The sequence below is a fragment of the Pseudomonas sp. LB3P93 genome, assembly GCF_054898025.1.
Map to the genome: position 1 here is coordinate 5,577,848 of NZ_CM142713.1, position 21,226 is coordinate 5,599,073.

The 21,226-nt window shown below is 59.8% G+C and carries 20 protein-coding genes; 5 read left to right on the forward strand and 15 right to left on the reverse strand.

The features are described 5' to 3' along the window. Positions 1-26: 26 nt before the first annotated feature. Both pgeF and rluD read right to left on the reverse strand, forming a co-directional pair. Positions 27-752: a peptidoglycan editing factor PgeF gene (pgeF, locus tag ACYZT8_RS25460; RefSeq protein WP_461976866.1), complete on the reverse strand. Its 726-nt coding sequence runs from the start codon at positions 750-752 to the stop codon at positions 27-29. After that, positions 749-1,711 (reverse strand): 23S rRNA pseudouridine(1911/1915/1917) synthase RluD, encoded by a 963-nt coding sequence (gene rluD, locus ACYZT8_RS25465; protein ID WP_007942311.1) that lies wholly within the window; start codon positions 1,709-1,711, stop codon positions 749-751. Before rluD ends, pgeF begins: the two co-directional genes overlap by 4 nt. A 151-nt stretch (positions 1,712-1,862) precedes the next feature. On the opposite strand from rluD, the gene ACYZT8_RS25470 reads away from it, so the two are divergent. The 4 genes from ACYZT8_RS25470 to ACYZT8_RS25485 all read left to right on the forward strand — a co-directional run bounded on the left by ACYZT8_RS25470 (position 1,863) and on the right by ACYZT8_RS25485 (position 6,154). Next, the gene (locus ACYZT8_RS25470) at positions 1,863-2,885 is read left to right on the forward strand and encodes an outer membrane protein assembly factor BamD (protein WP_461976868.1); all 1,023 of its coding nucleotides are present in this window, start codon (positions 1,863-1,865) and stop codon (positions 2,883-2,885) included. A 113-nt stretch (positions 2,886-2,998) separates the two neighbouring features. Continuing rightward, on the forward strand, positions 2,999-3,232 hold the full coding sequence (locus ACYZT8_RS25475; RefSeq protein ID WP_461976870.1) for a PP0621 family protein: 234 nt from the start codon (positions 2,999-3,001) through the stop codon (positions 3,230-3,232). Further along, positions 3,222-4,811: a sensor histidine kinase gene (locus ACYZT8_RS25480; RefSeq protein ID WP_461982612.1), complete on the forward strand. Its 1,590-nt coding sequence runs from the start codon at positions 3,222-3,224 to the stop codon at positions 4,809-4,811. The genes ACYZT8_RS25475 and ACYZT8_RS25480 overlap by 11 nt, the downstream gene beginning before the upstream one ends. Next, positions 4,808-6,154: a sigma-54-dependent transcriptional regulator gene (locus ACYZT8_RS25485; RefSeq protein ID WP_461976872.1), complete on the forward strand. Its 1,347-nt coding sequence runs from the start codon at positions 4,808-4,810 to the stop codon at positions 6,152-6,154. Before ACYZT8_RS25480 ends, ACYZT8_RS25485 begins: the two co-directional genes overlap by 4 nt. Before the next feature lie 126 nt (positions 6,155-6,280). Here ACYZT8_RS25485 and thiO read toward each other — a convergent pair whose 3' ends face one another. From thiO to ACYZT8_RS25520, 7 genes are read right to left on the reverse strand one after another with little or no spacing between them, the layout of a single operon-like run. Continuing rightward, the gene (thiO, locus tag ACYZT8_RS25490) at positions 6,281-7,381 is read right to left on the reverse strand and encodes a glycine oxidase ThiO (protein WP_461976874.1); all 1,101 of its coding nucleotides are present in this window, start codon (positions 7,379-7,381) and stop codon (positions 6,281-6,283) included. A gap of 57 nt (positions 7,382-7,438) precedes the next feature. Continuing rightward, positions 7,439-7,840, reverse strand: a complete 402-nt coding sequence (locus ACYZT8_RS25495) for a type IV pilin protein (protein ID WP_461976876.1) — start codon at positions 7,838-7,840, stop codon at positions 7,439-7,441. Positions 7,841-7,854: 14 nt separating this feature from the next. Beyond that, on the reverse strand, positions 7,855-10,962 hold the full coding sequence (locus ACYZT8_RS25500; RefSeq protein ID WP_461976878.1) for a pilus assembly protein: 3,108 nt from the start codon (positions 10,960-10,962) through the stop codon (positions 7,855-7,857). Further along, the gene (locus tag ACYZT8_RS25505) at positions 10,949-11,419 is read right to left on the reverse strand and encodes a pilus assembly PilX family protein (RefSeq protein WP_461976880.1); all 471 of its coding nucleotides are present in this window, start codon (positions 11,417-11,419) and stop codon (positions 10,949-10,951) included. The genes ACYZT8_RS25500 and ACYZT8_RS25505 overlap by 14 nt, the downstream gene beginning before the upstream one ends. Next, the gene (locus ACYZT8_RS25510) at positions 11,416-12,129 is read right to left on the reverse strand and encodes a PilW family protein (RefSeq protein WP_461976882.1); all 714 of its coding nucleotides are present in this window, start codon (positions 12,127-12,129) and stop codon (positions 11,416-11,418) included. The genes ACYZT8_RS25505 and ACYZT8_RS25510 overlap by 4 nt, the downstream gene beginning before the upstream one ends. Beyond that, positions 12,126-12,575 (reverse strand): type IV pilus modification protein PilV, encoded by a 450-nt coding sequence (pilV, locus tag ACYZT8_RS25515; protein WP_461976884.1) that lies wholly within the window; start codon positions 12,573-12,575, stop codon positions 12,126-12,128. Before pilV ends, ACYZT8_RS25510 begins: the two co-directional genes overlap by 4 nt. After that, a complete protein-coding gene (locus ACYZT8_RS25520; protein ID WP_461976886.1) occupies positions 12,572-13,045 on the reverse strand; it encodes a GspH/FimT family pseudopilin in 474 nt (157 codons plus the stop codon). The genes pilV and ACYZT8_RS25520 overlap by 4 nt, the downstream gene beginning before the upstream one ends. A gap of 131 nt (positions 13,046-13,176) precedes the next feature. Between ACYZT8_RS25520 and ACYZT8_RS25525 the strand changes: the two genes are divergently transcribed. After that, positions 13,177-13,734: a GspH/FimT family pseudopilin gene (locus tag ACYZT8_RS25525; protein ID WP_461982614.1), complete on the forward strand. Its 558-nt coding sequence runs from the start codon at positions 13,177-13,179 to the stop codon at positions 13,732-13,734. On the opposite strand, the gene ispH is transcribed toward ACYZT8_RS25525, so the two are convergent. The 6 genes from ispH to murJ all read right to left on the reverse strand — a co-directional run bounded on the left by ispH (position 13,703) and on the right by murJ (position 21,219). Next, positions 13,703-14,650 (reverse strand): 4-hydroxy-3-methylbut-2-enyl diphosphate reductase, encoded by a 948-nt coding sequence (ispH, locus tag ACYZT8_RS25530; RefSeq protein ID WP_461976888.1) that lies wholly within the window; start codon positions 14,648-14,650, stop codon positions 13,703-13,705. The two genes, ACYZT8_RS25525 and ispH, sit on opposite strands and share 32 nt — an antisense overlap. A 168-nt stretch (positions 14,651-14,818) precedes the next feature. Continuing rightward, complete coding sequence (gene fkpB / locus ACYZT8_RS25535) at positions 14,819-15,256, reverse strand: FKBP-type peptidyl-prolyl cis-trans isomerase (protein ID WP_461982616.1); 438 nt, start codon at positions 15,254-15,256, stop codon at positions 14,819-14,821. Between the two features lie 7 nt (positions 15,257-15,263). Further along, positions 15,264-15,776, reverse strand: coding sequence for a signal peptidase II (lspA, locus tag ACYZT8_RS25540; protein WP_461976889.1), 513 nt, complete (start codon positions 15,774-15,776; stop codon positions 15,264-15,266). Further along, a complete protein-coding gene (gene ileS / locus ACYZT8_RS25545) occupies positions 15,769-18,600 on the reverse strand; it encodes an isoleucine--tRNA ligase (protein WP_461976891.1) in 2,832 nt (943 codons plus the stop codon). Before ileS ends, lspA begins: the two co-directional genes overlap by 8 nt. After that, a complete protein-coding gene (gene ribF, locus ACYZT8_RS25550) occupies positions 18,601-19,551 on the reverse strand; it encodes a bifunctional riboflavin kinase/FAD synthetase (protein WP_461955780.1) in 951 nt (316 codons plus the stop codon). It abuts the gene before it with no gap. A gap of 129 nt (positions 19,552-19,680) precedes the next feature. After that, entirely contained in the window at positions 19,681-21,219 is a 1,539-nt protein-coding gene (gene murJ / locus ACYZT8_RS25555; protein ID WP_461976893.1) for a murein biosynthesis integral membrane protein MurJ, read from the reverse strand. Between the last annotated feature and the right edge of the window lie 7 nt (positions 21,220-21,226).

Genomic DNA, 21,226 nt, shown 5'->3' on the forward strand with positions numbered 1-21,226 from the left:
GTGACGTTGATGCAGATCAGGCAAGTCTAGTCTTCGAGCCAGATCAGGGAGGCAAACCGACCAGTGCGAGGACTGCGGCGGTAAGAAAAGAAGCGAGGATCGGTCACGGTGCAGAAACCGCCACCATAAACAGCGGTGACACCGCGCACCGCCAGACGCAAACGCGCCAGCTCGTAGATGTCGGCCATGAACTTGCCAGCGTTTTGGCTGGGCACAAAGGCTTTGGCCGCTTCGGGCAGTTGCTGGACGAAGGTTTCGCGCACTTCGGGGCCGACTTCAAAGGCTTGCGGGCCAATGGCCGGACCGAGCCATACCAGCACTTCTTCTGGTGGCACGTCGAGACTGTCGAGGGTGGCTTCGAGCACACCCGCCGCCAATCCACGCCATCCGGCATGAGCCGCCGCAACGCGAGTGCCGGCACGGTCGCAAAACAATGCTGGCAGGCAATCGGCGGTCATTGCCGTGCAGGCAATCCCGGGGGTTGCCGTCCAGCTGGCGTCGGCGGTAGCGACCAGCCTCGGGTCGGCATGAGCCACGACAATGCCGTGAACCTGCTTTAACCAGGCCGGTTGAATAGAAAAGTGATCGGTAAGGCGACGGCGATTCTCGGCAACAGCTTCGGGGCTATCGTCGACGTGATCGCCGAGGTTGAGGCTGTCGAACGGCGTCAGACTGACGCCGCCCGCACGGGTGGTCACACAGGCTTTCACCCCGGCAGGCGCAGGCCAGTCGGGAATCAGCCAGTCACTCATCCGATGAATGCCTCACGGTCTTGCTTGAGCAGGGTCAGCAGCCAGACGAAGTCGTCCGGCAGTGGCGATTCCCAGCTCATGCGTTTACCGGTGGTCGGGTGATCCAGCTCCAGGAACCGCGCATGCAGGGCCTGACGGGGGAACGCCTTCAACGATTCGACCATGGTCACACTGGCTGCCGGCGGAATACGGAAGCGACCGCCGTAGGCAGGATCTCCGACCAGCGGGTAGTTGATGTGGGCCATGTGCACACGAATCTGGTGCGTACGACCAGTTTCCAGCTTAACCCGCACATGCGTGTGGGAGCGGAAACGCTCGAGCACGCGGTAATGGCTGACGGCTTGCTTGCCACCTTCCATCACGGCCATGCGCTGGCGTTGCTGGCCGTGACGACCGATCGGCGCGTTGATCTTGCCGCCGGCAGTCACCACACCGATCACAATGCATTCGTAGATCCGGCTTACGCTGCGGCTCTGCAATTGCGTGACAAGCTGTGTTTGCGCCTGAATGGTCTTGGCCACCACCATCAGACCGGTGGTGTCCTTGTCCAGGCGATGCACGATACCGGCGCGGGGCACATTGATAATGTCCGGCACGTGGTGCAGCAAGGCGTTGAGCAAGGTGCCGTCCGCGTGACCGGCGGCAGGATGCACCACCAGGCCTGCAGGTTTGTTGATCACCAGGATGTCGTCGTCTTCATAGACGATGTCCAGCTCGATGTCCTGAGCGATCCATTCGCCCTGAGCTTCCTGCTCGGCAGTCAGTTCAAGAATGGCGCCACCATGAACGATGTCTCGCGGGCGGATAACCGCCCCATCCACAGTCAGGCGGCCGTCTTTGATCCAGGCGGAAAGGCGCGAGCGCGAGTGCTCAGCGAATAATTGTGCGGCGACTTGATCGAGGCGTTGGCCGCCCAATTCGGACGGCACCTCTGCGCGAAGTTCAATTTTATCGGACATGCTCAGACTAGGCGTCGGCACAGCCTTTGGTTTCGGCTGCGCGCTTGTGGTTAAATACGGCGTCTTTTGCCCCGAGGCTATTCAACGGGGCGCTCATCATAACAGGACGGCCTCGCCCAAGACAGCGGCCGTCATAGGGACGCAAGCCGCCATGCAAGTGAAACACCTGCTGCTGATCGCCATCCTCGCATTGACCGCTGCTTGCTCATCGAAGGAAGTCGTAGACGAAAACCTTAGCGAAGTCGAGCTGTACCAGCAGGCTCAGACCGACCTGGACAACAATAGCTACACCGCCGCCACAGCCAAGCTGAAGGCGCTGGAGTCGCGTTATCCGTTCGGGCGCTACGCCGATCAGGCTCAACTCGAGCTGATCTACGCCAACTACAAGAACGCCGAGCCTGAGGCTGCCAAGTCTGCCGCAGAGCGTTTCATTCGTTTGCACCCACAGCATCCGAACGTGGATTACGCGTATTACCTCAAAGGTCTGACGTCTTTCGACCAGGACGTCGGCCTGTTGTCGCGTTTCCTGCCGCTGGACATGACCAAGCGTGACCCGGGCGCTGCCCGCGACTCCTATAACGAGTTCGCCCAGCTGACCAGCCGCTTCCCGAACAGCCGCTACTCGCCGGACGCCAAGCAGCGCATGATTTACCTGCGCAACCTGCTGGCGGCCTACGAGATTCACGTTGCCGACTATTACCTGACCCGTCAGGCCTATGTCGCTGCCGCGAACCGCGGCCGTTATGTGGTGGAAAACTTCCAGGAAACCCCTTCGGTCGGTGACGGCCTGGCGGTGATGACCGAAGCCTACCAGCGTCTGCACCTGGACGACCTGGCAGCCACCAGCCTCGAAACCCTGAAGCTCAACTACCCGAACCACCCAAGCCTGGTGGACGGTCAGTTCAAGCCTTCGGTCGACGAAGCCGACAACCGTTCGTGGCTGAGCAAAGCTACTTTGGGCATGATCGAATCCCGTCCTCCGCTGCCGCCGGGCGAAACCCGCGCCAACCAGGACGTGCAGAAGCAATTCCAGGATGCCAAGGACGCGATTCCGAACGATCTCAAGCCTAAAGATGCAGATGGCGACGTGATCGAAGAAGAGGAACACGAATCCGAAGCTAACAACGAAGACCGCTCGTGGTTCAGCTACATGACCTTCGGCGTGTTCGACTGACACATCGGGTTATGCAAAAAGGGAGACTCTTGAGTCTCCCTTTTTTATTGCGCTGTGCGCGGGTCAGGTCCTTGGCTAAACTGCCTGTTCATTAGCTAATAAAGCCGCCCACCATGCTTCGTTTATTGTTCTGGATTGCCCTGATTGCCGCTGCGGTATGGTTCTGGCGCAAGTACAAGGCTTCGACTTCCGCTCCAAAATCCTCCGCCGAGCTGGATGCGGCACCCATGGTCCGCTGCGCTCATTGCGGCGTTCACCTGCCCCGCGACCGCGCGCTGAGCCTTCAACAACAGTGGTATTGCAGCCAGGCTCACCTTGAGCAAGGCCCGGGCCCAAGTGGTCGCTGAGACGTCCAGTCCCGGCGGCAAACAGGCCCAGCGACTGCTGCGCCTTTATCATCTCTACCGTTTGAGCGTCGGCATCACCCTGGTGCTGTTGATCTCCAGCAACATGGACAATCAGTTGCTGGCTTTCGCCAAGGACGACCTGCTGCGCAGTGGCAGTTGGTTGTACCTGGTGCTGAATATCTTGCTGGTGGTCTTTTGGGAGAACACCCGACGACCGGCACAGCTTTTCAGCCTCGCATTGATCGACGTCCTGCTGCTGTGCGGCCTGTTCTACGCCGCTGGCGGATTGGCCAGCGCCATCGGCAACCTGCTGATCGTGTCGGTGGCCATCAGCAATACCTTATTGCGCGGGCGTATCGGCCTGCTGATAGCGGCAGTCGCCGCCCTTGGTATCGTCGGCTTCAGTTTTCTCCTGAGCTTAAGTCACCCGATCAGTCCCAGCGAATACCTGCAAGTCGGCACCCTCGGCGCGCTGTGTTTTGCCGCCGCCTTGCTGGTGCAAGGGCTGATCAGACGCCTGGAAGACAGCGAAAGCCTGGCCGAACAGCGGGCCAGTGAAGTTGTTGGCCTGGAAGCGCTCAACGCGTTGATCCTGCATCGCATGCGCACGGGCATTCTGGTGCTGGACGATCAGCGGCGGGTGCAACTGGCCAACCACAGCGCCTTGATTTTGCTGGGGCAGAAAAACCTCGACGGGCGGTTGATCGACGACTATTCGCCGACATTGGTCGAACGCCTTCAACTGTGGTTCAACAATCCGTCGCTGCGCCCGCAAAGCCTGAAGATCGCCAGCAGTGGCCTGGAACTGCAACCCAGCTTCATTGCGCTGGACCAAAGCCCGAATCATCAGACCCTGGTGTTTCTCGAGGACCTGGCCCAGATCGCTCAACAGGCGCAGCAACTGAAACTCGCCGCACTCGGTCGCCTGACGGCCGGTATCGCTCATGAAATCCGCAATCCACTGGGCGCCATTAGTCATGCCGCGCAGCTATTACAGGAATCCGAGGAACTGAACGGCGCGGATCGGCGTCTGACCCAGATTATCCAAGACCACTCTCAGCGAATGAATCGGGTTATCGAAAACGTCCTGCAACTGTCCCGCCGTCAGCAAACCGTGCCGCAAAGGCTCGATCTGAAGCCGTGGCTGGAGCACTTCGTCGCCGAAACCCGCGAAGGGGCGACCGATCGTCAGCTGATTCACCTGCGCATCGGCTCGGGGGACTTCAAAACCCTGATGGACCCCAATCAGCTGACCCAGATTCTCGACAATCTGTTGCGCAATGCCTGGCGCCACAGCGCCCTGAATCACGATCTGGCGCAGGTCTGGCTCGAGTTGTTTGTCGACCCTGACAGCCAGTTGCCGACCCTCGAAGTCCTCGACAACGGCCCTGGCGTGGCGCTGGACCAACAGACGCATTTATTCGAACCCTTCTTCACCACCAGTAGCCAAGGCACAGGCCTGGGGCTTTATCTGTCCCGTGAGCTGTGCGAAAGCAACCAGGCCCGCCTAGACTTCAAACCACGCCAAGGCGGCGGCTGCTTTCGCATCACTTTTGCTCACGGACGGAAACAAAGTTGAACACGAGCCCACGGCCCAAAGTCCTGATCGTCGACGACGAACCGGATATCCGCGAACTCCTGGAAATCACCCTGGGACGGATGAAACTCGATACCTACAGTGCCCGCAACCTGAGCGAAGCCCAGGCCTTGTTGACGCGGGAGACATTCGACCTGTGCCTGACCGACATGCGCCTGCCCGACGGCACCGGCCTTGAGCTGGTGCAGTACATCCAGCAGCGTTACCCACAAGTGCCGGTGGCGATGATCACCGCCTACGGCAACCTCGAAACGGCCATCAATGCCCTCAAGGCAGGCGCCTTCGACTTCCTGACCAAACCGGTCGACCTGACACGGCTGCGCGAACTGGTCACCAGCGCCCTGCGCTTGCCGGCACCGGGCGGCGCCAGTACCGCTATAGATCGCCGGTTATTGGGCGACTCACTGCCCATGCGCAACCTGCGCAAACAAATCGACAAACTCGCCCGCAGCCAGGCGCCGGTGTACATCAGTGGCGAATCCGGCAGCGGCAAGGAATTGGTCGCCCGGCTGATTCACGAGCAAGGTCCGCGGGCGAATCAGCCATTCGTCCCGGTCAACTGCGGGGCAATTCCGTCGGAGTTGATGGAAAGCGAATTCTTCGGTCATCGCAAAGGCAGTTTCAGCGGCGCCATCGAAGACAAACCCGGGCTGTTTCAGGCCGCCCATGGCGGCACCCTGTTTCTCGATGAAGTGGCTGATCTGCCATTGGCGATGCAGGTCAAACTGCTCCGGGCCATACAGGAGAAAGCCGTTCGCAGCGTCGGCGGGCAGCAAGAAATGGTGGTCGACGTCCGCATCCTTTGCGCCACCCACAAAGACCTCGATGCCGAAGTCTCCGCCGAACGCTTTCGCCAGGATTTGTACTACCGGTTGAACGTGATCGAGCTACGCGTTCCCCCTTTGCGTGAGCGCCGCGACGACATCGAACCGCTGGCCAGCCATGTGCTTAAACGTCTGGCAGCCGGCAGCGGCCAACCCGCCGCAAAACTCCACCCACTTGCCCTCGATGCGCTGAAAAGCTACCGCTTTCCAGGCAACGTACGGGAACTGGAGAACGTGCTGGAACGGGCCTACACCCTGTGCGAGAACAAACAGATCGAGGCCAGCGACCTGCGACTGGCCGAAGGGAACTGCACAGCCGAGAACGGCGTGGCGGACCTGACGCAGATCGACAACCTGGAAGACTATCTGGAAAACGTCGAACGCAAACTTATCCTCCAGGCGTTGGAGGAAACCCGCTGGAACCGCACGGCGGCGGCTCAGCGGTTGAATTTGTCGTTCAGGTCGATGCGTTATCGACTCAAGAAATTGGGCCTGGATTGAGGGCCCCATCGCGGGCAAGCCCGCTCCCACAAGGATTGGCGTCGATCACAGGTCCAAGGTGGGAGCGAGCCGGCTCCGGGCGGCGTTCCGACGATGGCTATCTAACCGTCGCCGAAGATCCTGCGACTAGATCCGCCCGGTCGGCGCATACGGCGCCGGATCAATAATCGGCGCCCGCCCCAGCATCACATCCACAAACAACTGACATGACGCTGGTGCCAGCACCAGCCCATTACGGTAATGCCCGCAATTGAGCCAAAGCCCGTCAAACCCTGGCACTCGGCCAATATAGGGAATCCCCTCCGGCGAACCCGGGCGTAATCCGGCCCAATGCCCCACCACTTCGGCATCCGCCAGCGCAGGAATCAACTCCACTGCCGATGCTTTCAGACTCTCCAGCGCCGAGTCGGTCGGCGTCTTGTCGTAGCCTTCATGTTCCAGCGTGCTGCCAATCAGAATGTGCCCGTCGCGCCGGGGAATTGCATAGCGCCCCTTGGCCAGGACCATGCTCGGCAAGAAGTCCGCCGCGCACTTGTACAGAATCATCTGTCCTTTGACCGGTTCGACCGGCAATTCAAGGTCGAGACTTTTGAGCAAGTCGCCACTCCAGGCGCCAGCCGTCAGGACCACCTGATCAGCGTGAACAGGGCCTGTCGAGGTCTGAACGCCGACAACCGTATCGCCTTCACGAATAAACCCGCTGACTTCGCACTGCTCACGGATCGTCACGTTCGGCAGCGCCAGCAACGCAGCCTTGAGGGACTTCACCAGCCGCGGATTGCGCACGTTGGCCACGTCGGCCATGTAGATCGCCCGGGAAAACCCACCACCCAGCACGGGTACGGCGTCGTGTGCCGCCGAGATATCGACAGCCAGTAGCGGACGGTTTTCACGCTCAGCCCAGACCAGCGCCTCGGCCTCGTCATCCAGATCCAGCCAGTACAGGCCGGTGGTGTGCACTTCAGGATCAACCCCGGTCGCGGCGAACAGCCGCTCACCGAGCTGTGGATAAAAATCCTGCGACCAATGCGCCAGCGCAGTGACTGCCGAGCTGTAGCGCCACGGATAGAGCGGCGAAACAATCCCGCCACCGGCCCATGACGATTCCTGACCGACGCTCGAACGATCCAGCAACACAACACTTTGCACTTCGGACGCGAGATTGAACGCCGTCAGCAGCCCAATCACGCCGCCGCCGACAATCACCACTTGCTGTTGCCTGCTCATGTTCTGATCCAACCGATAAATAGACAGAAGGCGCAAAAAGGCGCCCGAAAAAGGAACTCAGCGACCCCAGCAATCTTTGGTGACGAGCCCGGACGTCGCATTGACCATGCTTCTGACGCCCGTATTAGTGAGGGTGAAATCCCCACACTTGTCGGTCGCCATCGCTGCGCCGGTCTTGCGCGTCGCTGTCAGCAAGAAGGTCTGGTCGGTCAGGGTCGGGGTGATGGTGTAAAAGTCATTACCGGCGCTCAGTCCGGTGGCTGCGGTGTAGACATTGTTCTTCGAGTAGAACCGCTCAAGGATCTGCGCCTGCTCGGACAGCAGCCCGGCCACGTCGGTGCGGCGGCCCTTTTTCACGTACTCGGTGAGACTCGGGGCGGCAATGGTCATGACGATCCCGATGATCGCAATCACGATCATGATTTCGATCAGGGTGAAACCTCGGTTGGATCTGTGCATTCCTCAACTCTCACTTACTGTATTTGTCGCCACATGATGCGACGGCTGCCGCCGCCGGATTTTTCCACCAGGGTGCTGATGCCGCCACTGGAATCGTTCACGATTTTGCGGGACGCGCCGTTGACGATGGCGTTCAGGGTCGGGATGCCACCGGTGAAGATCACTCCGCTGGACACCGTGTCCGTGCTGTCGACCGTCCCATCGTTGTTGGTGTCGAGCACCGCGTAGTTGAGCATCTTACCGCTGAACGCATCCAGTTCGACCAGTTTGCCGGTGCCGAAGCTGGCACACGGGTCCGTGGTGTCCACACTCGCCGTGGTAAAGATGATCCGCCCCAGCACCAGATTGGCCTGATTGATCACCCGTTCCCCCGTGAGCACGTTGTTGTACACCAGCGGCAAGTACCAGCCCTTCTCCGCCGGATAGGTCACTTCGTTCTGGCTGGTGGTGATGAATTGCCCGTTGCTGCCCGAGAACACACCGGTCACCGCTTGCGCCTGCAAACTGGACACGGTGATCTGACCGGCTCCGCCTTCCGCATCCCACACGGCGTAGAACGCCTGCAAATCCTTGTTGGTCTTGTCGGCTGTCTCGTTGAATTTGCCGGTACCGAAAAACACTTCCTTACCGCCCAGTGAATTGTCCGCCAGCAATGGCTGCACGGTAATGGGCTGGGTGGCGCCACCCGCGGTGGTAAACAGCGGCTTGCCGGAAAATGCCACGCCCCAGGTGTCGGGGGCGGTAGCGCTCAAATCGAACTTCCATAACCGCCCTTTCAAGTCGCCACCGTAGGCGGCCTGCACCACATTCTGCGAATTGACCCTGAGCTTCACCGACGACAGCCCATTGGTGGTGTCGGTGCTGTCGACCACGATTTTCTTGATCAACGAGCCGTCACGAATGTCCACCACGTACAACGCTGCCACCCCGGAGTTGCTGCCATAACCGTTGGAAATGAACGCGGCCCATCGACCGTCGGCCAAGCGTGCCACTTCCGGTCGTGCATAGGCATAACCCAGATCATTGAAAATGTTCGCGGTACTGGCCGTGGCCGGCGCGCTGATTTCCCACAGCGCCTTGAACACGTTACCCGCAGACGCATCGAACAACTGCAATGCATAAAAAGTCCTGCCGCCCGCCCCTGTTCCGCCAATCGCGACCGTTTTCCAGGCACTGCTGAATTGGGCGTCGAACACTGCGACCTGACCGTCGACCAGAAACTTGTGGCTCACACCATTGATGTAGGTCGGGTCGGCGATGTAGCGCAGCGATGGCAACACGCTGGAAGGCATATAGGCATAACGCCGGACGCCATTGGCCGAGTTGATGACATTCACGAACCCGTCGTTGGCATTCACCACCAGGCTGGAACTCATGGAGGTGGATTTGGTGGTCAGGTAGGCGCTGTAGGTGGTGTCGCCCACCAGATCGGAGGCGGTTTTATCCGTGGGTGACGCCAGTACAAGCGGCGAATTGATGATGTCGCCAAGCAGCACGCTGCGCACCTTGAGCCCGGTTTTGTTGGTGCCTTTGCTCCACTCCACCAGATCGCTGCCGGTGATGCCGGTGGGCAGGCCTTGGCTGAGTGAGGTCTGCTGCGCCGGGGAGAAACTGGCATACGCCAAGGTGACGGCGGCGTTGGCCAGGGTATTCCAGGACTGGTAAGTCGGCGCTGTGGCACCGGGGACGATGGTGGTGTCAGTGGTCCACAGCGCTGCGGCGGTGTTCACGATGCCCGCCGAGGTGAAGCCAAAGGATTTGATCGTGCCGCGCCAGTCCTTCGGGTCATAACTGGTCTGGAAGTAACTTGAATTGCTGGCCAGAGTGGTGCCGCTGGTGACGCCGCTACCACCGGAACCGGCCTTCGAGGTGATGTCGCTCAGCGCCGAGGACAGTGCACTGTTGAGTCCTGCGCTGTCGGTCGCCTGATAGTACTTGCCCTGTCCGTAGCTGGCGGCATCCGACAACATCTGATTCGTGGCGGTAAAACCCACGGTGTAGGTGTTCATGTTCTGTTTCGGGAAGTCCGCGGCGTTCCAGCTTTTGCCGGCCAGATCGGTGCCTGTGGAGCGCATGTCGATGTCGAAGGAAAACTTGGCGATGTCGTCCAGATACAGCGTGTCGCCTTCTCCGTCACCGTTCAGGTTGTCGCCATCGTTATTCACGCCATCCCAGTTGGGCAAGCGAGTACCGCCCAGGGGATCGGTAGTCGGGAAAGTCCGATCATAGGTCGGTAACCCATCGGTTATCACGACGCCATAGTTTTTCTGACAGCGATACTGAATCGGACTGGTGTAACTGGTTGGCGTCGAGTTGTAGTACGGCGCCATGCCGCGCATGTAACGTGTGATCTCGTAATAGGTTTCCGCCAACGGGGTATTGGCGATTGCACTCAAACCATCGATCGATGAAATCAGGTTGTTGAAGTTGGTTTGCGCCTGACTCTGGGTGATGCTCCCGCCAGCAGATAGATCACTGACAGCGCGAGGGATAAACCCGCCGGGGCCGGAATTACTTCCCGCGGGCGGGTTGAATGTCGCAAGCCCGATACGCAGCTCGCGATTACTGGTGACCAGATTAGTAGAAACATCCTTTGCTACGTTCATGCGGAAATCGTTGGGGATGGCACCGGTGCCCGTGGTGAAATCCCTGTTCGAACCATTGGCCAGGCTCACCAGATAAGACAGATAGTTAGCCGTATAACGCGTATTTTCATTACCCACAGGGTCGGGTAGCTTCAGGCATATCGATGACAATCCCAAAAACCCCCGATAAAAACCGTACCAGTTGCCGTTGTTGGAGCAGTTGCCGCGTTTAAGGCTCGATAAGGCGATATTGGTATCGTCCATGTCCAGGTTCTGTCCGTTCACACATGAGCCGTTTGAATTGCAGTTCGCAATTTGCGCGCGGCTGACAGTCGGATCGAAATCCGGCGCCCAGATGATGTTGTTCATGCTCCCCGAGTCATCGATCAGCAACATAACGTTCGGAGCGACGGCCGCAGCGCTCAACAGCGGAGAGTCCGAGGGTGTGAAGGCGTAGACCGGAGCCGACAGGTAAAGCCCCATTACCACGCCGCAAATCAACTGCCACACGCCACTGCGCCTTTCAGTATTTCGCATAAATACTCTCCACGACGCTGCGCGAGTTGCCCGCGATGCCAACGGCGGTCACCCGGTAAAGCGTCGCCGAGGTGTTGCTCGGCACATTCACGGCGTTGACCGTGGTGCCAATGTTCTGCACCCCGTAAAACCCCCTGCCAGAAGCGATCCAGGTCACCCCGGAGGTGGAACTGGCGCCGGCGGCGGTGATCGTCGACGCGTCGGCCGGTGGTGCGCACTGGCTGCAGACCGGCAATGAATAGCTGTCGAGCTGCACCGCACTTTCTCCCACACGTAACGCTGCTTCGGCGCCCTGGAACGATTGGTTGCGCAAGCTCACGCTACCGGCCATTTTCTCCTGCAGGGTGGCGTTCTGCATCGATGAAAGCCCGATCAAGGTCAGCAACAGCAGGAACACCAGGCTGACCAGCAGCGCCATGCCCCGCTGGGCGTGAAAAGTCATGGAAGCCTTCCTCATGGCAACCTGTTGCGCACGGCGGCAACCACGTTGAAGGTTTGATTGCGCACCCGGTTGTTCGGGTCGGTGAGGGTCAAGCTCAGGCGTACGCTGCGAATTCGTGCGGGGTCGGACGGGTTCGTGCTGTAGCTGGTAGCGGCTACGTCAGTGGCGGAGCTGGCGAGGCCGAAGCTCACGCTGAAAGCACTGACGTTATCGACCAGCACGAACTGGGCCGGAGTGCCGGTACCGGAGCCCATCATGATTTTGTTATTGCTGAAGCTGTAGATCAGCCGCCGGATCGGAAACGCCAAAAAGCCCGAGGCCGGTACTCGCGTGCCGGTGTAGGCCGTCGCCGTATTTCGGCAGTCGGAGATCACTGTCCAGGCCGGCACCCCGCCACTGCCCCCGACATCGGCGGTGACCAGCGTCAACTTGAGGTTGGCGTTATCCCAGCTGACGGGCGTTATCTGGCTGGCGTTGAAATCGCCGGCAGTGCTTGAGTCGGTGATCGTCCCCAGGCAGCCAAACATGCCGACCATGCGAATTTCCTGAATCATCTTGCTCAGCACGAAACGCGCATCTTCCTGCATGGCTGCGGCAGTGTTCTGGCTGACGTAGGTGTTCTTGGCGGCGATGAAAATCTGCGCCACGCCCAGCACCACAACCAGGCTCAATGCGAGGGCGATCAACAATTCGATCAGCCCAAAACCGCTGTTGGACCGCCTCATGGTGTTGCCACCGGGTCGACAGCGGCGCGGCTGGTCAAGACAAAGCTGCGGCGTGAATTGGCAGTATTGGCGGCGCGCGAGTCATCCCAGGTGATGGTGATGGTGTACACCCGCTGGTTCAGCGTAACGGTGCCGGTGGCCGTCGCGCCGCCGAAATTGACGATGTTGGTGGTGAAATCGTAGAGGTCCTGATCGCGAGCGACGTTCAGGTTGCCTGACGTCGGCGGCGTCACGGTGTAATCGGCGCCGGAGTTGGCGCGGATGCGGTCCATCATGTCGTAGGCGATAAAACTCGCCTGGCTGGTCATCCGCGAGCTGTCGGTGTATTTCAGCGCGTTGAGCTGGATTGCCGCCGCGCCCAACAGCCCCACGGTCAGAATCACCAACGCGACCAAGACTTCGATCAGCGTCATGCCCTCCTGTGCATGTTTACTCCGTTCCCTCATCCGCAACTTCCACCCAATAGAATTCGTCCGTTCAAACACACATTCAGCGTCCTGCTTTGCGCCCCCAGCACGTAGCTGATCACCACGGGGGTGGATGGCGCCGACAAACCGCCCAGATTGTTGAAATCGATGGCGGTCACTCCTGAGGTTAGCGTCAGAGTCGCCCCGCTGCTCATCGCTGGAACAACCCGCAATACATTGGCCAGATTGCCAGTACCGTCATAGATAGCTAACTCACCGGTCCAGACGCTGCCACCCGCCGTCGGACGAACCCGAGTGGCAACGCCACGATCGATGGCCTCAAGTCGTGCGAAATTGAGTCCGCGTTGCAGGTCGCCGATTTCGGTGTCGGCCCTGGTGCCTTGCACCGACCGGGTAAACGCCGGCACGGCCAGGGTGATCAGGATCAGAAATACCGCGAGCGAGACCAGCAGCTCGATCAGCGTGAAACCTTTTGTACGATGATCCATCGATGCCCTCCGTTGCCGTCGGCTATACCTGCTTCTACACGCTAGAACATTCAACCGACCGGCGTACGGTTGATTTGCCATTACTCGCGCACGGATTGCGCGGGCTACAGCACTCCACGGAGGGAGATGACATGCATCAACGAGGTTTCAGCCTGATCGAACTGCTCATGGGACTGACAATTGCCGGGATTGTTCTGCTGTTGGTCAGTCCGGCATTCGCATCACTGACAGAATCGAATCATCGTGAGGAGGCGGCGAGGTCTCTTGCCAGCGGTATTCGCAGCGCCAGAAGCGAAGCACTTGCGCGTAATCAGACCGTCGTCATTCACGGCATCAACGACGACTGGGGTCAGGGCTGGCGAATTATTCTGGATATCAGCGGCAAAGGGCCGGAGGACAGCAGCAATCCGCTGCTTGTTGAACACGCGAGTAGCGCTGGGGTGCCCGTTGTCGGCAATTGGCCGGTCAAGCGATACGTACGTTTCAGCCGTATCGGAGAACCACAGATGCCTGGGCGGGCCTTTCAAGCGGGGACGCTGCACATTTGCGCAGCCCGCGAACCGGTCAGCCAGCTCCAGGTGGTGCTGGCCGCGACCGGTCGCGTCAGCCTGCGCAGCGATAAGGCTGAGCAGGCGCTGTGTCCCGGAGGGAAAACAGTTAAAGCAGGGAGCGCACGCGCAACTCTTTAGGCATGGAGAATGTGATGTTCTCCTCGCGACCGGCCAATTCATCGGCCCCGGTAGCACCCCACTCCTGCAACTGCTGGATCACGCCACGCACCAGCACTTCCGGAGCAGAGGCGCCAGCGGTGATGCCGATACGCTCGACACCGTCGAACCAGCTCTTTTGCAGGTCTTCGGCGCCGTCGATCAGGTAAGCCGGGGTGGCCATGCGCTCGGCGAGTTCACGCAAGCGGTTTGAGTTGGAGCTGTTAGGGCTGCCGACCACCAATACCACGTCGCATTCGTCGGCCAGTTGCTTCACAGCGTCCTGACGGTTTTGCGTGGCGTAGCAGATGTCGTCCTTGCGCGGACCACCGATCGCCGGGAAACGAGCACGCAGAGCGTCGATCACGCGACTGGTGTCGTCCATGGACAGGGTGGTCTGGGTGACGAACGCCAGTTTTTCGGGGTTGACCACTTGTAACGAGGCGACGTCTTTCTCGTCTTCAACCAGATAGATCGCACCACCATTGCTGCCATCGTACTGGCCCATGGTGCCTTCGACTTCCGGGTGACCGGCGTGGCCAATGAGGATGCATTCACGGCCGTCGCGGCTGTAACGCGCGACTTCGATGTGCACCTTGGTCACCAGCGGGCAGGTCGCGTCGAACACTTTCAGGCCACGGCCAGCGGCTTCGGTACGCACAGCCTGGGAAACGCCGTGGGCACTGAAGATCACGATGACGTCGTCCGGCACCTGATCCAGTTCTTCGACGAAGATCGCCCCGCGAGCACGCAGGTCTTCGACGACGAATTTGTTGTGAACCACTTCGTGGCGCACATAGATCGGCGGCCCGAAGACTTCCAGGGCGCGGTTGACGATTTCGATCGCCCGGTCCACACCGGCGCAGAAGCCACGGGGGTTGGCGAGTTTGATTTGCATGCTGTGCCTCGTGTCTTGCGCGCGAAAACAATGAAAAACAAACTGTGGGAGCGAGCTTGCTCGCGATGGCGGAGTGTCAGACAACATCAATATTGAATGTCAGGCACTCATCGCGAGCAAACTCGCTCCCACAGGGTCCGGTGGCAACAGGAGCTGCCCCGTAATGCCTCAGAGCGATTTGACGCTGAAGATCTCGACGTCAAAGGTCAATGTCTTGCCGGCCAGCGGGTGGTTGAAGTCGATGGTCACTTGCTCGTCATCGAATTCCTTCACCACGCCAGGCAACTCAGTATTGGCCGCATCGTTGAAGATCACCAGCAAACCCGGCGACAGGTCCATGTCCTTGAACTGCGAACGCGGGATGATCTGCACGTTCTGCGGGTTCGGCTGGCCAAACGCGTTTTCCGGTTGAATGGTCAGCGTGCGCTTGTCGCCCGCCTTGAAGCCGAACAGTGCAGCTTCGAAACCTGGCAACAGGTTGCCATCACCGACCTGGAAGGTCGCCGGGGCTTTGTCGAAGGTGCTGTCGACGGTGTCGCCATTCTCCAGGCGCAATGCAAAGTGCAAGGTGACTTCCGTGTTCTGGCGGATGCGTTGCTCAGCCAATACCTGTTCAGTCATGAACGGCTTCTCCGGTTTTTTTACTTTTGAACATATCCAGCGCAAGCATCACGGCACCGACAGTAATTGCGCTGTCGGCAAAGTTGAACGCCGGGAAATACCAGCGGTTCTGCCAATGCACCAGAATGAAATCGATCACATGGCCATAGGCAATGCGGTCATACAGATTGCCCAGCGCGCCGCCGAGCACCAGGGCCAGCGCAACGGCCAGCCAGGTTTCATTGCGCCCCAGGCGCTTGAGCCACACCACCAGCACGGCACTGACCACCACTGCGATCAAGGCAAACAACCAGCGCTGCCAGCCAGAGCTGTCGGCCAGGAAACTGAACGCCGCGCCTGTGTTGTAGGCCAGTGTCCAGCTGAACAGGTCGGGGATCACCACGATCTGCTGGTACATCTCGAGCTTGTCTTCGAAGTAGAACTTGCTGACCTGGTCGATGACCAGGACCAGCAAGCTCAACCAGAGCCAGCTCAGCCGTCCGAAACGGCCAGGAGCATTAGGCATAGTGACGAACCTCGCCCGCGCCGCTGATGTTGTCGACGCAACGACCGCAGATTTCCGGATGCTCCGGGTTCACGCCCACGTCTTCACGGCAGTGCCAGCAACGGGCGCACTTGGCGAAGGCCGACTTGACGATTTTCAGCCTCAGGCCGCTGACTTCGGTAACTACCGCGTCCGCTGGTGCCTGAACAAAAGGCGCAACGCTGGCAGTCGAGGTGATCAGAACGAAGCGCAGTTCGTTGCTCAGCTTGGCCAGGTCGGCGCTCAGCGCCTCTTCGGCGAACAGCGTCACTTCGGCTTGCAGGTTGCCACCGACAGCCTTGGCCGCGCGCTGGATTTCCATTTCCTTGTTGACCGCGACCTTCACCGCCATGATCCGCTCCCAGTAGGCGCGGCCCAGTTCGACGTTTTCCGGCAGTTCGGTCAGGCCTTCGTACCAGGTGTTGAGCATCACCGATTCGTTACGCTCGCCCGGCAGGTATTCCCACAGTTCGTCGGCGGTGAACGCGAGGATCGGCGCGATCCAGCGCACCAGCGCCTCGGAGATGTGGTACAGCGCGGTTTGCGCCGAACGGCGGGCCTTGCTGTTGGCGCCAGTGGTGTACTGACGGTCCTTGATGATGTCGAGGTAGAAACCGCCCAGCTCCTGAACACAGAAGTTGTGGATCTTGGAGTAGACGTTCCAGAAGCGGTATTCGCCGTAGTGCTCTTGCAACTCGCGTTGCAGCAGCAAGGTGCGGTCCACGGCCCAACGGTCCAGCGCGAGCATTTCTTCTGCCGGCAGGATGTCGGTGGCCGGGTTGAAACCGGTCAGGTTGGAGAGCAGGAAGCGCGCGGTGTTACGGATACGCCGGTAGGCGTCCGCACTGCGTTGCAGGATCTGCTCGGAAACCGCCATTTCACCCGAGTAATCGGTGGAAGCCACCCACAGACGCATGATGTCGGCGCCCAAGGTGTCGTTGACTTTTTGCGGCGCGATCACGTTGCCCAGGGATTTGGACATCTTGCGACCGGACTCGTCGACGGTGAAGCCGTGAGTCAGCAGCTCGCGGTACGGCGCGTGATTGTCGATGGCGCAACCGGTCAGCAGCGACGAGTGGAACCAGCCACGGTGTTGGTCCGAGCCTTCCAGGTACAAGTCGGCACGCGGGCCGGTCTCGTGGCCCATCGCGTGCGAACCGCGCAGGACGTGCCAATGCGTGGTGCCCGAATCGAACCAGACGTCGAGGGTGTCGCTGATCTTGTCGTACTGCGGCGCTTCGTCGCCTAGCAGCTCAGCGGCGTCCATCTTGAACCAGGCTTCGATACCTTCGACTTCAACGCGCTTGGCGACTTCTTCCATCAGCTCGGCGGTACGTGGGTGCAGCTCGCCGCTTTCCTTGTTCAGGAAGAACGGGATCGGCACGCCCCAGTTGCGCTGACGGGAGATGCACCAGTCCGGACGGTTGGCGATCATCGAGTGCAGGCGCGCCTGGCCCCAGGCCGGGACGAACTGAGTCTCTTCAATGGCTTTAAGCGCGCGTTTACGCAGGGTGTCACCGTTGACAGGCTCTTTGTCCATGCCGATGAACCACTGCGCGGTAGCGCGGTAGATCAGCGGGGTCTTGTGGCGCCAGCAGTGCATGTAGCTGTGTTCGATGATAGTGGTGTGCAGCAGCGCACCGACTTCGGTCAGCTTGTCGACGATGGCCGGGTTGGCCTTCCAGATGAACTGGCCGCCGAAGAACTCCAGCGACGTCACGTAAACGCCGTTGCTCTGTACCGGGTTGAGGATGTCATCGTTGACCATGCCGTATTTCTTGCAGGTCACGAAGTCGTCCACGCCGTAGGCCGGAGCGGAGTGAACCACACCGGTGCCAGCGCCCAGTTCAACGTAATCGGCCAGGTAAACCGGCGACAGGCGATCGTAGAACGGGTGACGGAAGTTGATCAGCTCCAGCTCTTTACCGGTGGTGGTCGCGATGACCGAACCTTCCAGGCTGTAACGGGCCAGGCACGACTCGACCAGCTCTTCAGCCAGCACCAACAGCTTGTCGCCGACGTCGACCAGGGCGTAGTTGAATTCCGGGTGAACGTTCAGCGCCTGGTTGGCCGGGATGGTCCACGGGGTGGTGGTCCAGATCACGATCGAAGCAGGTTTGCCCAGCGACGACAGACCGAAAGCGGCAGCCAGTCTTGCTTCGTCGGCAATCGGGAAAGCCACGTCGATGGTCGAGGACTTTTTGTTCTCGTACTCGACTTCCGCTTCAGCCAGGGCCGAACCGCAGTCAAAGCACCAGTTCACAGGCTTCAGGCCCTTGAACACGAAACCGCCCTTGACGATTTCGGCGAGAGCACGGATTTCACCGGCCTCGTTCTTGAAGTCCATGGTCTTGTACGGGTTGGCGAAGTCGCCCAACACACCCAGACGGATGAATTCGGACTTCTGGCCTTCGATCTGCTCGGTGGCGTAGGCACGGCACAGTTCGCGGGTCTTGTCCGCGCCCAGGTTTTTGCCGTGGGTCACTTCGACTTTGTGCTCGATCGGCAGACCGTGGCAGTCCCAGCCCGGAACATAAGGCGCGTCGAAACCCGACAGGGTTTTCGAGCGGATGATCATGTCCTTGAGAATCTTGTTCAGCGCATGACCGATGTGAATCGTGCCGTTGGCGTACGGAGGACCGTCGTGCAGGACGAACTTCGGACGATCCTTGCCAATCTCGCGCAACTTACCGTACAGGCCAATGCTGTCCCAGCGCTGCAGAATCTGCGGTTCGCGCTGAGGCAGGCCGGCCTTCATTGGGAAGGCGGTGTCCGGAAGGTTTAGCGTGGCTTTATAGTCGGTCATTTAAGGCTCTTCATTAGCGATTGGCGCTAGGTGCGACAGGGCACGGGCGGCGGCAACATCCGCATTGATCGCCGTCTTAAGCGCCTCCAGAGAGGCGAAACGCTGCTCTTCACGCAGCTTGTGGTGGAAAACCACCGTCAAACGCCGGTCATACAGATCGCCGGCAAAATCTAAAAGGTGTACTTCGAGGTGGGCTTTGCCATCACCTTGTACCGTGGGCCGCACGCCAATGTTGGCGACGCCGGGCCAGGTCTTGCCGTCGATGTCGACGTCGACCAGGTAAACCCCGGTCAGCGGCACGCGGCGACGCTTGAGTTGAATGTTGGCAGTTGGTGTACCCAGCTGGCGCGCCAGCTTCTGGCCATGCAGGACCCGCCCGGTGATCTGGAACGGACGACCGAGCAGCCGCTCGGCCAAGGCAAAATCGGCAGCGGCCAGGGCATTGCGGACCTGGGTGCTGCTGACACGAATGCCGTCCAGCTCGACAGTTTGCGCTGCTTCAACGGTAAAGCCCTGAACGATGCCGGCCTGTTGCAGGAAATCGAAATCCCCTACCCGGTCACAGCCGAACCGGAAGTCGTCACCGACCTCCAGGTGCTGGACGCCGAGGCCGTCGACCAGGATGGTGTCGACGAACTCACTGGCGCTGAGCTTGCTCAGACGCTGGTTGAAAGCCAGGCACAGGACCCGGTCGACGCCTTCGTCGGCCAGCAGCTGCAGTTTGTCCCGCAGCCGGGCCAGACGGGCCGGGGCCGTGTCCGGGGCGAAGAATTCTCGCGGCTGCGGCTCGAAAATCACCACGCAGCTGGGCACGCCCAACTCGATAGCGCGCTCACGCAGCCTCGCCAGGATAGCCTGGTGGCCACGGTGAACACCGTCAAAGTTGCCAATAGTGGCGACACAGCCCCGATGCTGGGGGCGCAGGTTGTGGAGGCCTCGAACCAGCTGCATAACGCGCTTCTTGCTCATAAAGTGGTCGATTATAACCACACCCGGCGGCCGACGACAGGCAACACCGTAACCCAAAGTAATCGAGCCGACAAAACTGCCGGTTCGCCCATGTTTATCGAGGCCAAAGCCTCAGCTCAACGCCTTGCGATTGAAGTCGCGCAAACGAAAGCCCATCAACAGCAGCATGCCGAAATAACTGACCACGCCGGCACCGACCAACGCGCCCAGACGCAGGAATCGCTCCAGCATATGCCCTTGATCCCAGGCCGGCATGAAATGCATCCCGGTCAGCAGTACAGCAGACATCACCAACACCGCGATCACAAGCTTGGCGCCGAACTTGGCCCAACCCGGTTGCGGCTGATACATCTGCTGCTTGCGCAGCTGATAGAACAATAGCCCGGCGTTGATGCAGGCACCGACGCTGATGGCCAGGGCCAGGCCGGCGTGAGCCAGCGGGCCGATCAGCACCAGGTTGAACAACTGGGTAACGATCAGGGTGAAAATCGCGATTTTTACCGGGGTACGGATGTTTTGTTGCGCATAAAAGCCCGGCGCCAGCACTTTGATCACGATAATCCCGAGCAACCCGACCGAATAGGCGATCAGCGCCCGTTGGGTCATGGAGGCGTCAAACGCACTGAATTGACCGTACTGGAACAGCGAAACCGTCAGCGGCTCGGCCAGAATCCCCAGCGCCAGCGAACACGGCAACACCAGCATGAAGCACAGGCGCAGACCCCAATCGAGGATGCGCGAGTACTCCTGGCGATCCTTGCTGGCGTAGGTCTTCGCCAGGGTTGGCAGCAGAATCGTGCCCAATGCCACGCCCAGAACGCCAGATGGCAACTCCATCAGGCGGTCGGCGTAATACATCCACGACACGGAGCCGGCGACCAGGAACGAGGCGAAAATGGTGTTGATGATCAGGGAAATCTGGCTCACGGACACGCCGAGAATCGCTGGCAACATCTGCTTCAGGACCCGCCAGACGCCGCTGTCACGCAGATTCAGGCGTGGCAGCACCAGCATGCCGATCTTTTTCAGGTGTGGCAGCTGATAGAGCAATTGCGCCAAACCACCCACCAGCACCGCCCAGCCCAAGGCCATGACGGGAGGATCGAAGTACGGCGTCAGGAACACCGAAAAGATGATCATGCTGACGTTGAGCAAGGTCGGCACGAAAGCCGGCACCGAGAAACGGTTGTACGTATTGAGGATCGCACCGGCCAATGAAGACAGGGAGATCAGCAATATATAGGGGAAGGTCACCCGCAACAGACTGGAGGTCAGCTCGAATTTTTCCGGGGTATCGGTGAAACCCGGCGCTGTCGCCCAGATGACCCACGGCGCGGCGAGCATGCCCAGCGCGGTAACCAGGGCCAGTACCAGCGTCAGCAGCCCGGAAACGTAAGCAATGAAGGTTCGCGTCGCCTCTTCGCCCTTCTGGCTTTTATATTCGGCCAGAATCGGCACGAATGCCTGGGAAAAAGCCCCTTCGGCGAAGATTCGTCGCAACAGATTGGGCAGTTTGAAGGCGATAAAGAAGGCGTCAGTCGCCATCCCGGCGCCAAATGTGCGCGCGATAAGAGTGTCACGAACGAACCCCAAAACGCGGGAAAGCATCGTGATAGAGCTGACGGCGGCCAACGATTTGAGCAGATTCATTGAAAGA

What these genes read in the sequence shown, in the direction of transcription:
- thiO (WP_461976874.1), bottom strand. Translation starts at nt 7,381, where the DNA reads ATGAGCAGGCAACAGCAAGTGGTGATTGTCGGCGGCGGCGTGATTGGG.
- ACYZT8_RS25510 (WP_461976882.1), bottom strand. Translation starts at nt 12,129, where the DNA reads ATGAGGCGGTCCAACAGCGGTTTTGGGCTGATCGAATTGTTGATCGCC.
- pilV (WP_461976884.1), bottom strand. Translation starts at nt 12,575, where the DNA reads ATGAGGGAACGGAGTAAACATGCACAGGAGGGCATGACGCTGATCGAA.
- murJ (WP_461976893.1), bottom strand. Translation starts at nt 21,219, where the DNA reads ATGAATCTGCTCAAATCGTTGGCCGCCGTCAGCTCTATCACGATGCTT.
- ileS (WP_461976891.1), bottom strand. Translation starts at nt 18,600, where the DNA reads ATGACCGACTATAAAGCCACGCTAAACCTTCCGGACACCGCCTTCCCA.
- ACYZT8_RS25470 (WP_461976868.1), top strand. Translation starts at nt 1,863, where the DNA reads ATGCAAGTGAAACACCTGCTGCTGATCGCCATCCTCGCATTGACCGCT.
- ACYZT8_RS25505 (WP_461976880.1), bottom strand. Translation starts at nt 11,419, where the DNA reads ATGAGGAAGGCTTCCATGACTTTTCACGCCCAGCGGGGCATGGCGCTG.
- rluD (WP_007942311.1), bottom strand. Translation starts at nt 1,711, where the DNA reads ATGTCCGATAAAATTGAACTTCGCGCAGAGGTGCCGTCCGAATTGGGC.
- ACYZT8_RS25475 (WP_461976870.1), top strand. Translation starts at nt 2,999, where the DNA reads ATGCTTCGTTTATTGTTCTGGATTGCCCTGATTGCCGCTGCGGTATGG.
- ispH (WP_461976888.1), bottom strand. Translation starts at nt 14,650, where the DNA reads ATGCAAATCAAACTCGCCAACCCCCGTGGCTTCTGCGCCGGTGTGGAC.
- ACYZT8_RS25495 (WP_461976876.1), bottom strand. Translation starts at nt 7,840, where the DNA reads ATGCACAGATCCAACCGAGGTTTCACCCTGATCGAAATCATGATCGTG.
- ACYZT8_RS25520 (WP_461976886.1), bottom strand. Translation starts at nt 13,045, where the DNA reads ATGGATCATCGTACAAAAGGTTTCACGCTGATCGAGCTGCTGGTCTCG.
- ribF (WP_461955780.1), bottom strand. Translation starts at nt 19,551, where the DNA reads ATGCAGCTGGTTCGAGGCCTCCACAACCTGCGCCCCCAGCATCGGGGC.
- lspA (WP_461976889.1), bottom strand. Translation starts at nt 15,776, where the DNA reads ATGCCTAATGCTCCTGGCCGTTTCGGACGGCTGAGCTGGCTCTGGTTG.
- ACYZT8_RS25525 (WP_461982614.1), top strand. Translation starts at nt 13,177, where the DNA reads ATGCATCAACGAGGTTTCAGCCTGATCGAACTGCTCATGGGACTGACA.
- pgeF (WP_461976866.1), bottom strand. Translation starts at nt 752, where the DNA reads ATGAGTGACTGGCTGATTCCCGACTGGCCTGCGCCTGCCGGGGTGAAA.
- ACYZT8_RS25500 (WP_461976878.1), bottom strand. Translation starts at nt 10,962, where the DNA reads ATGCGAAATACTGAAAGGCGCAGTGGCGTGTGGCAGTTGATTTGCGGC.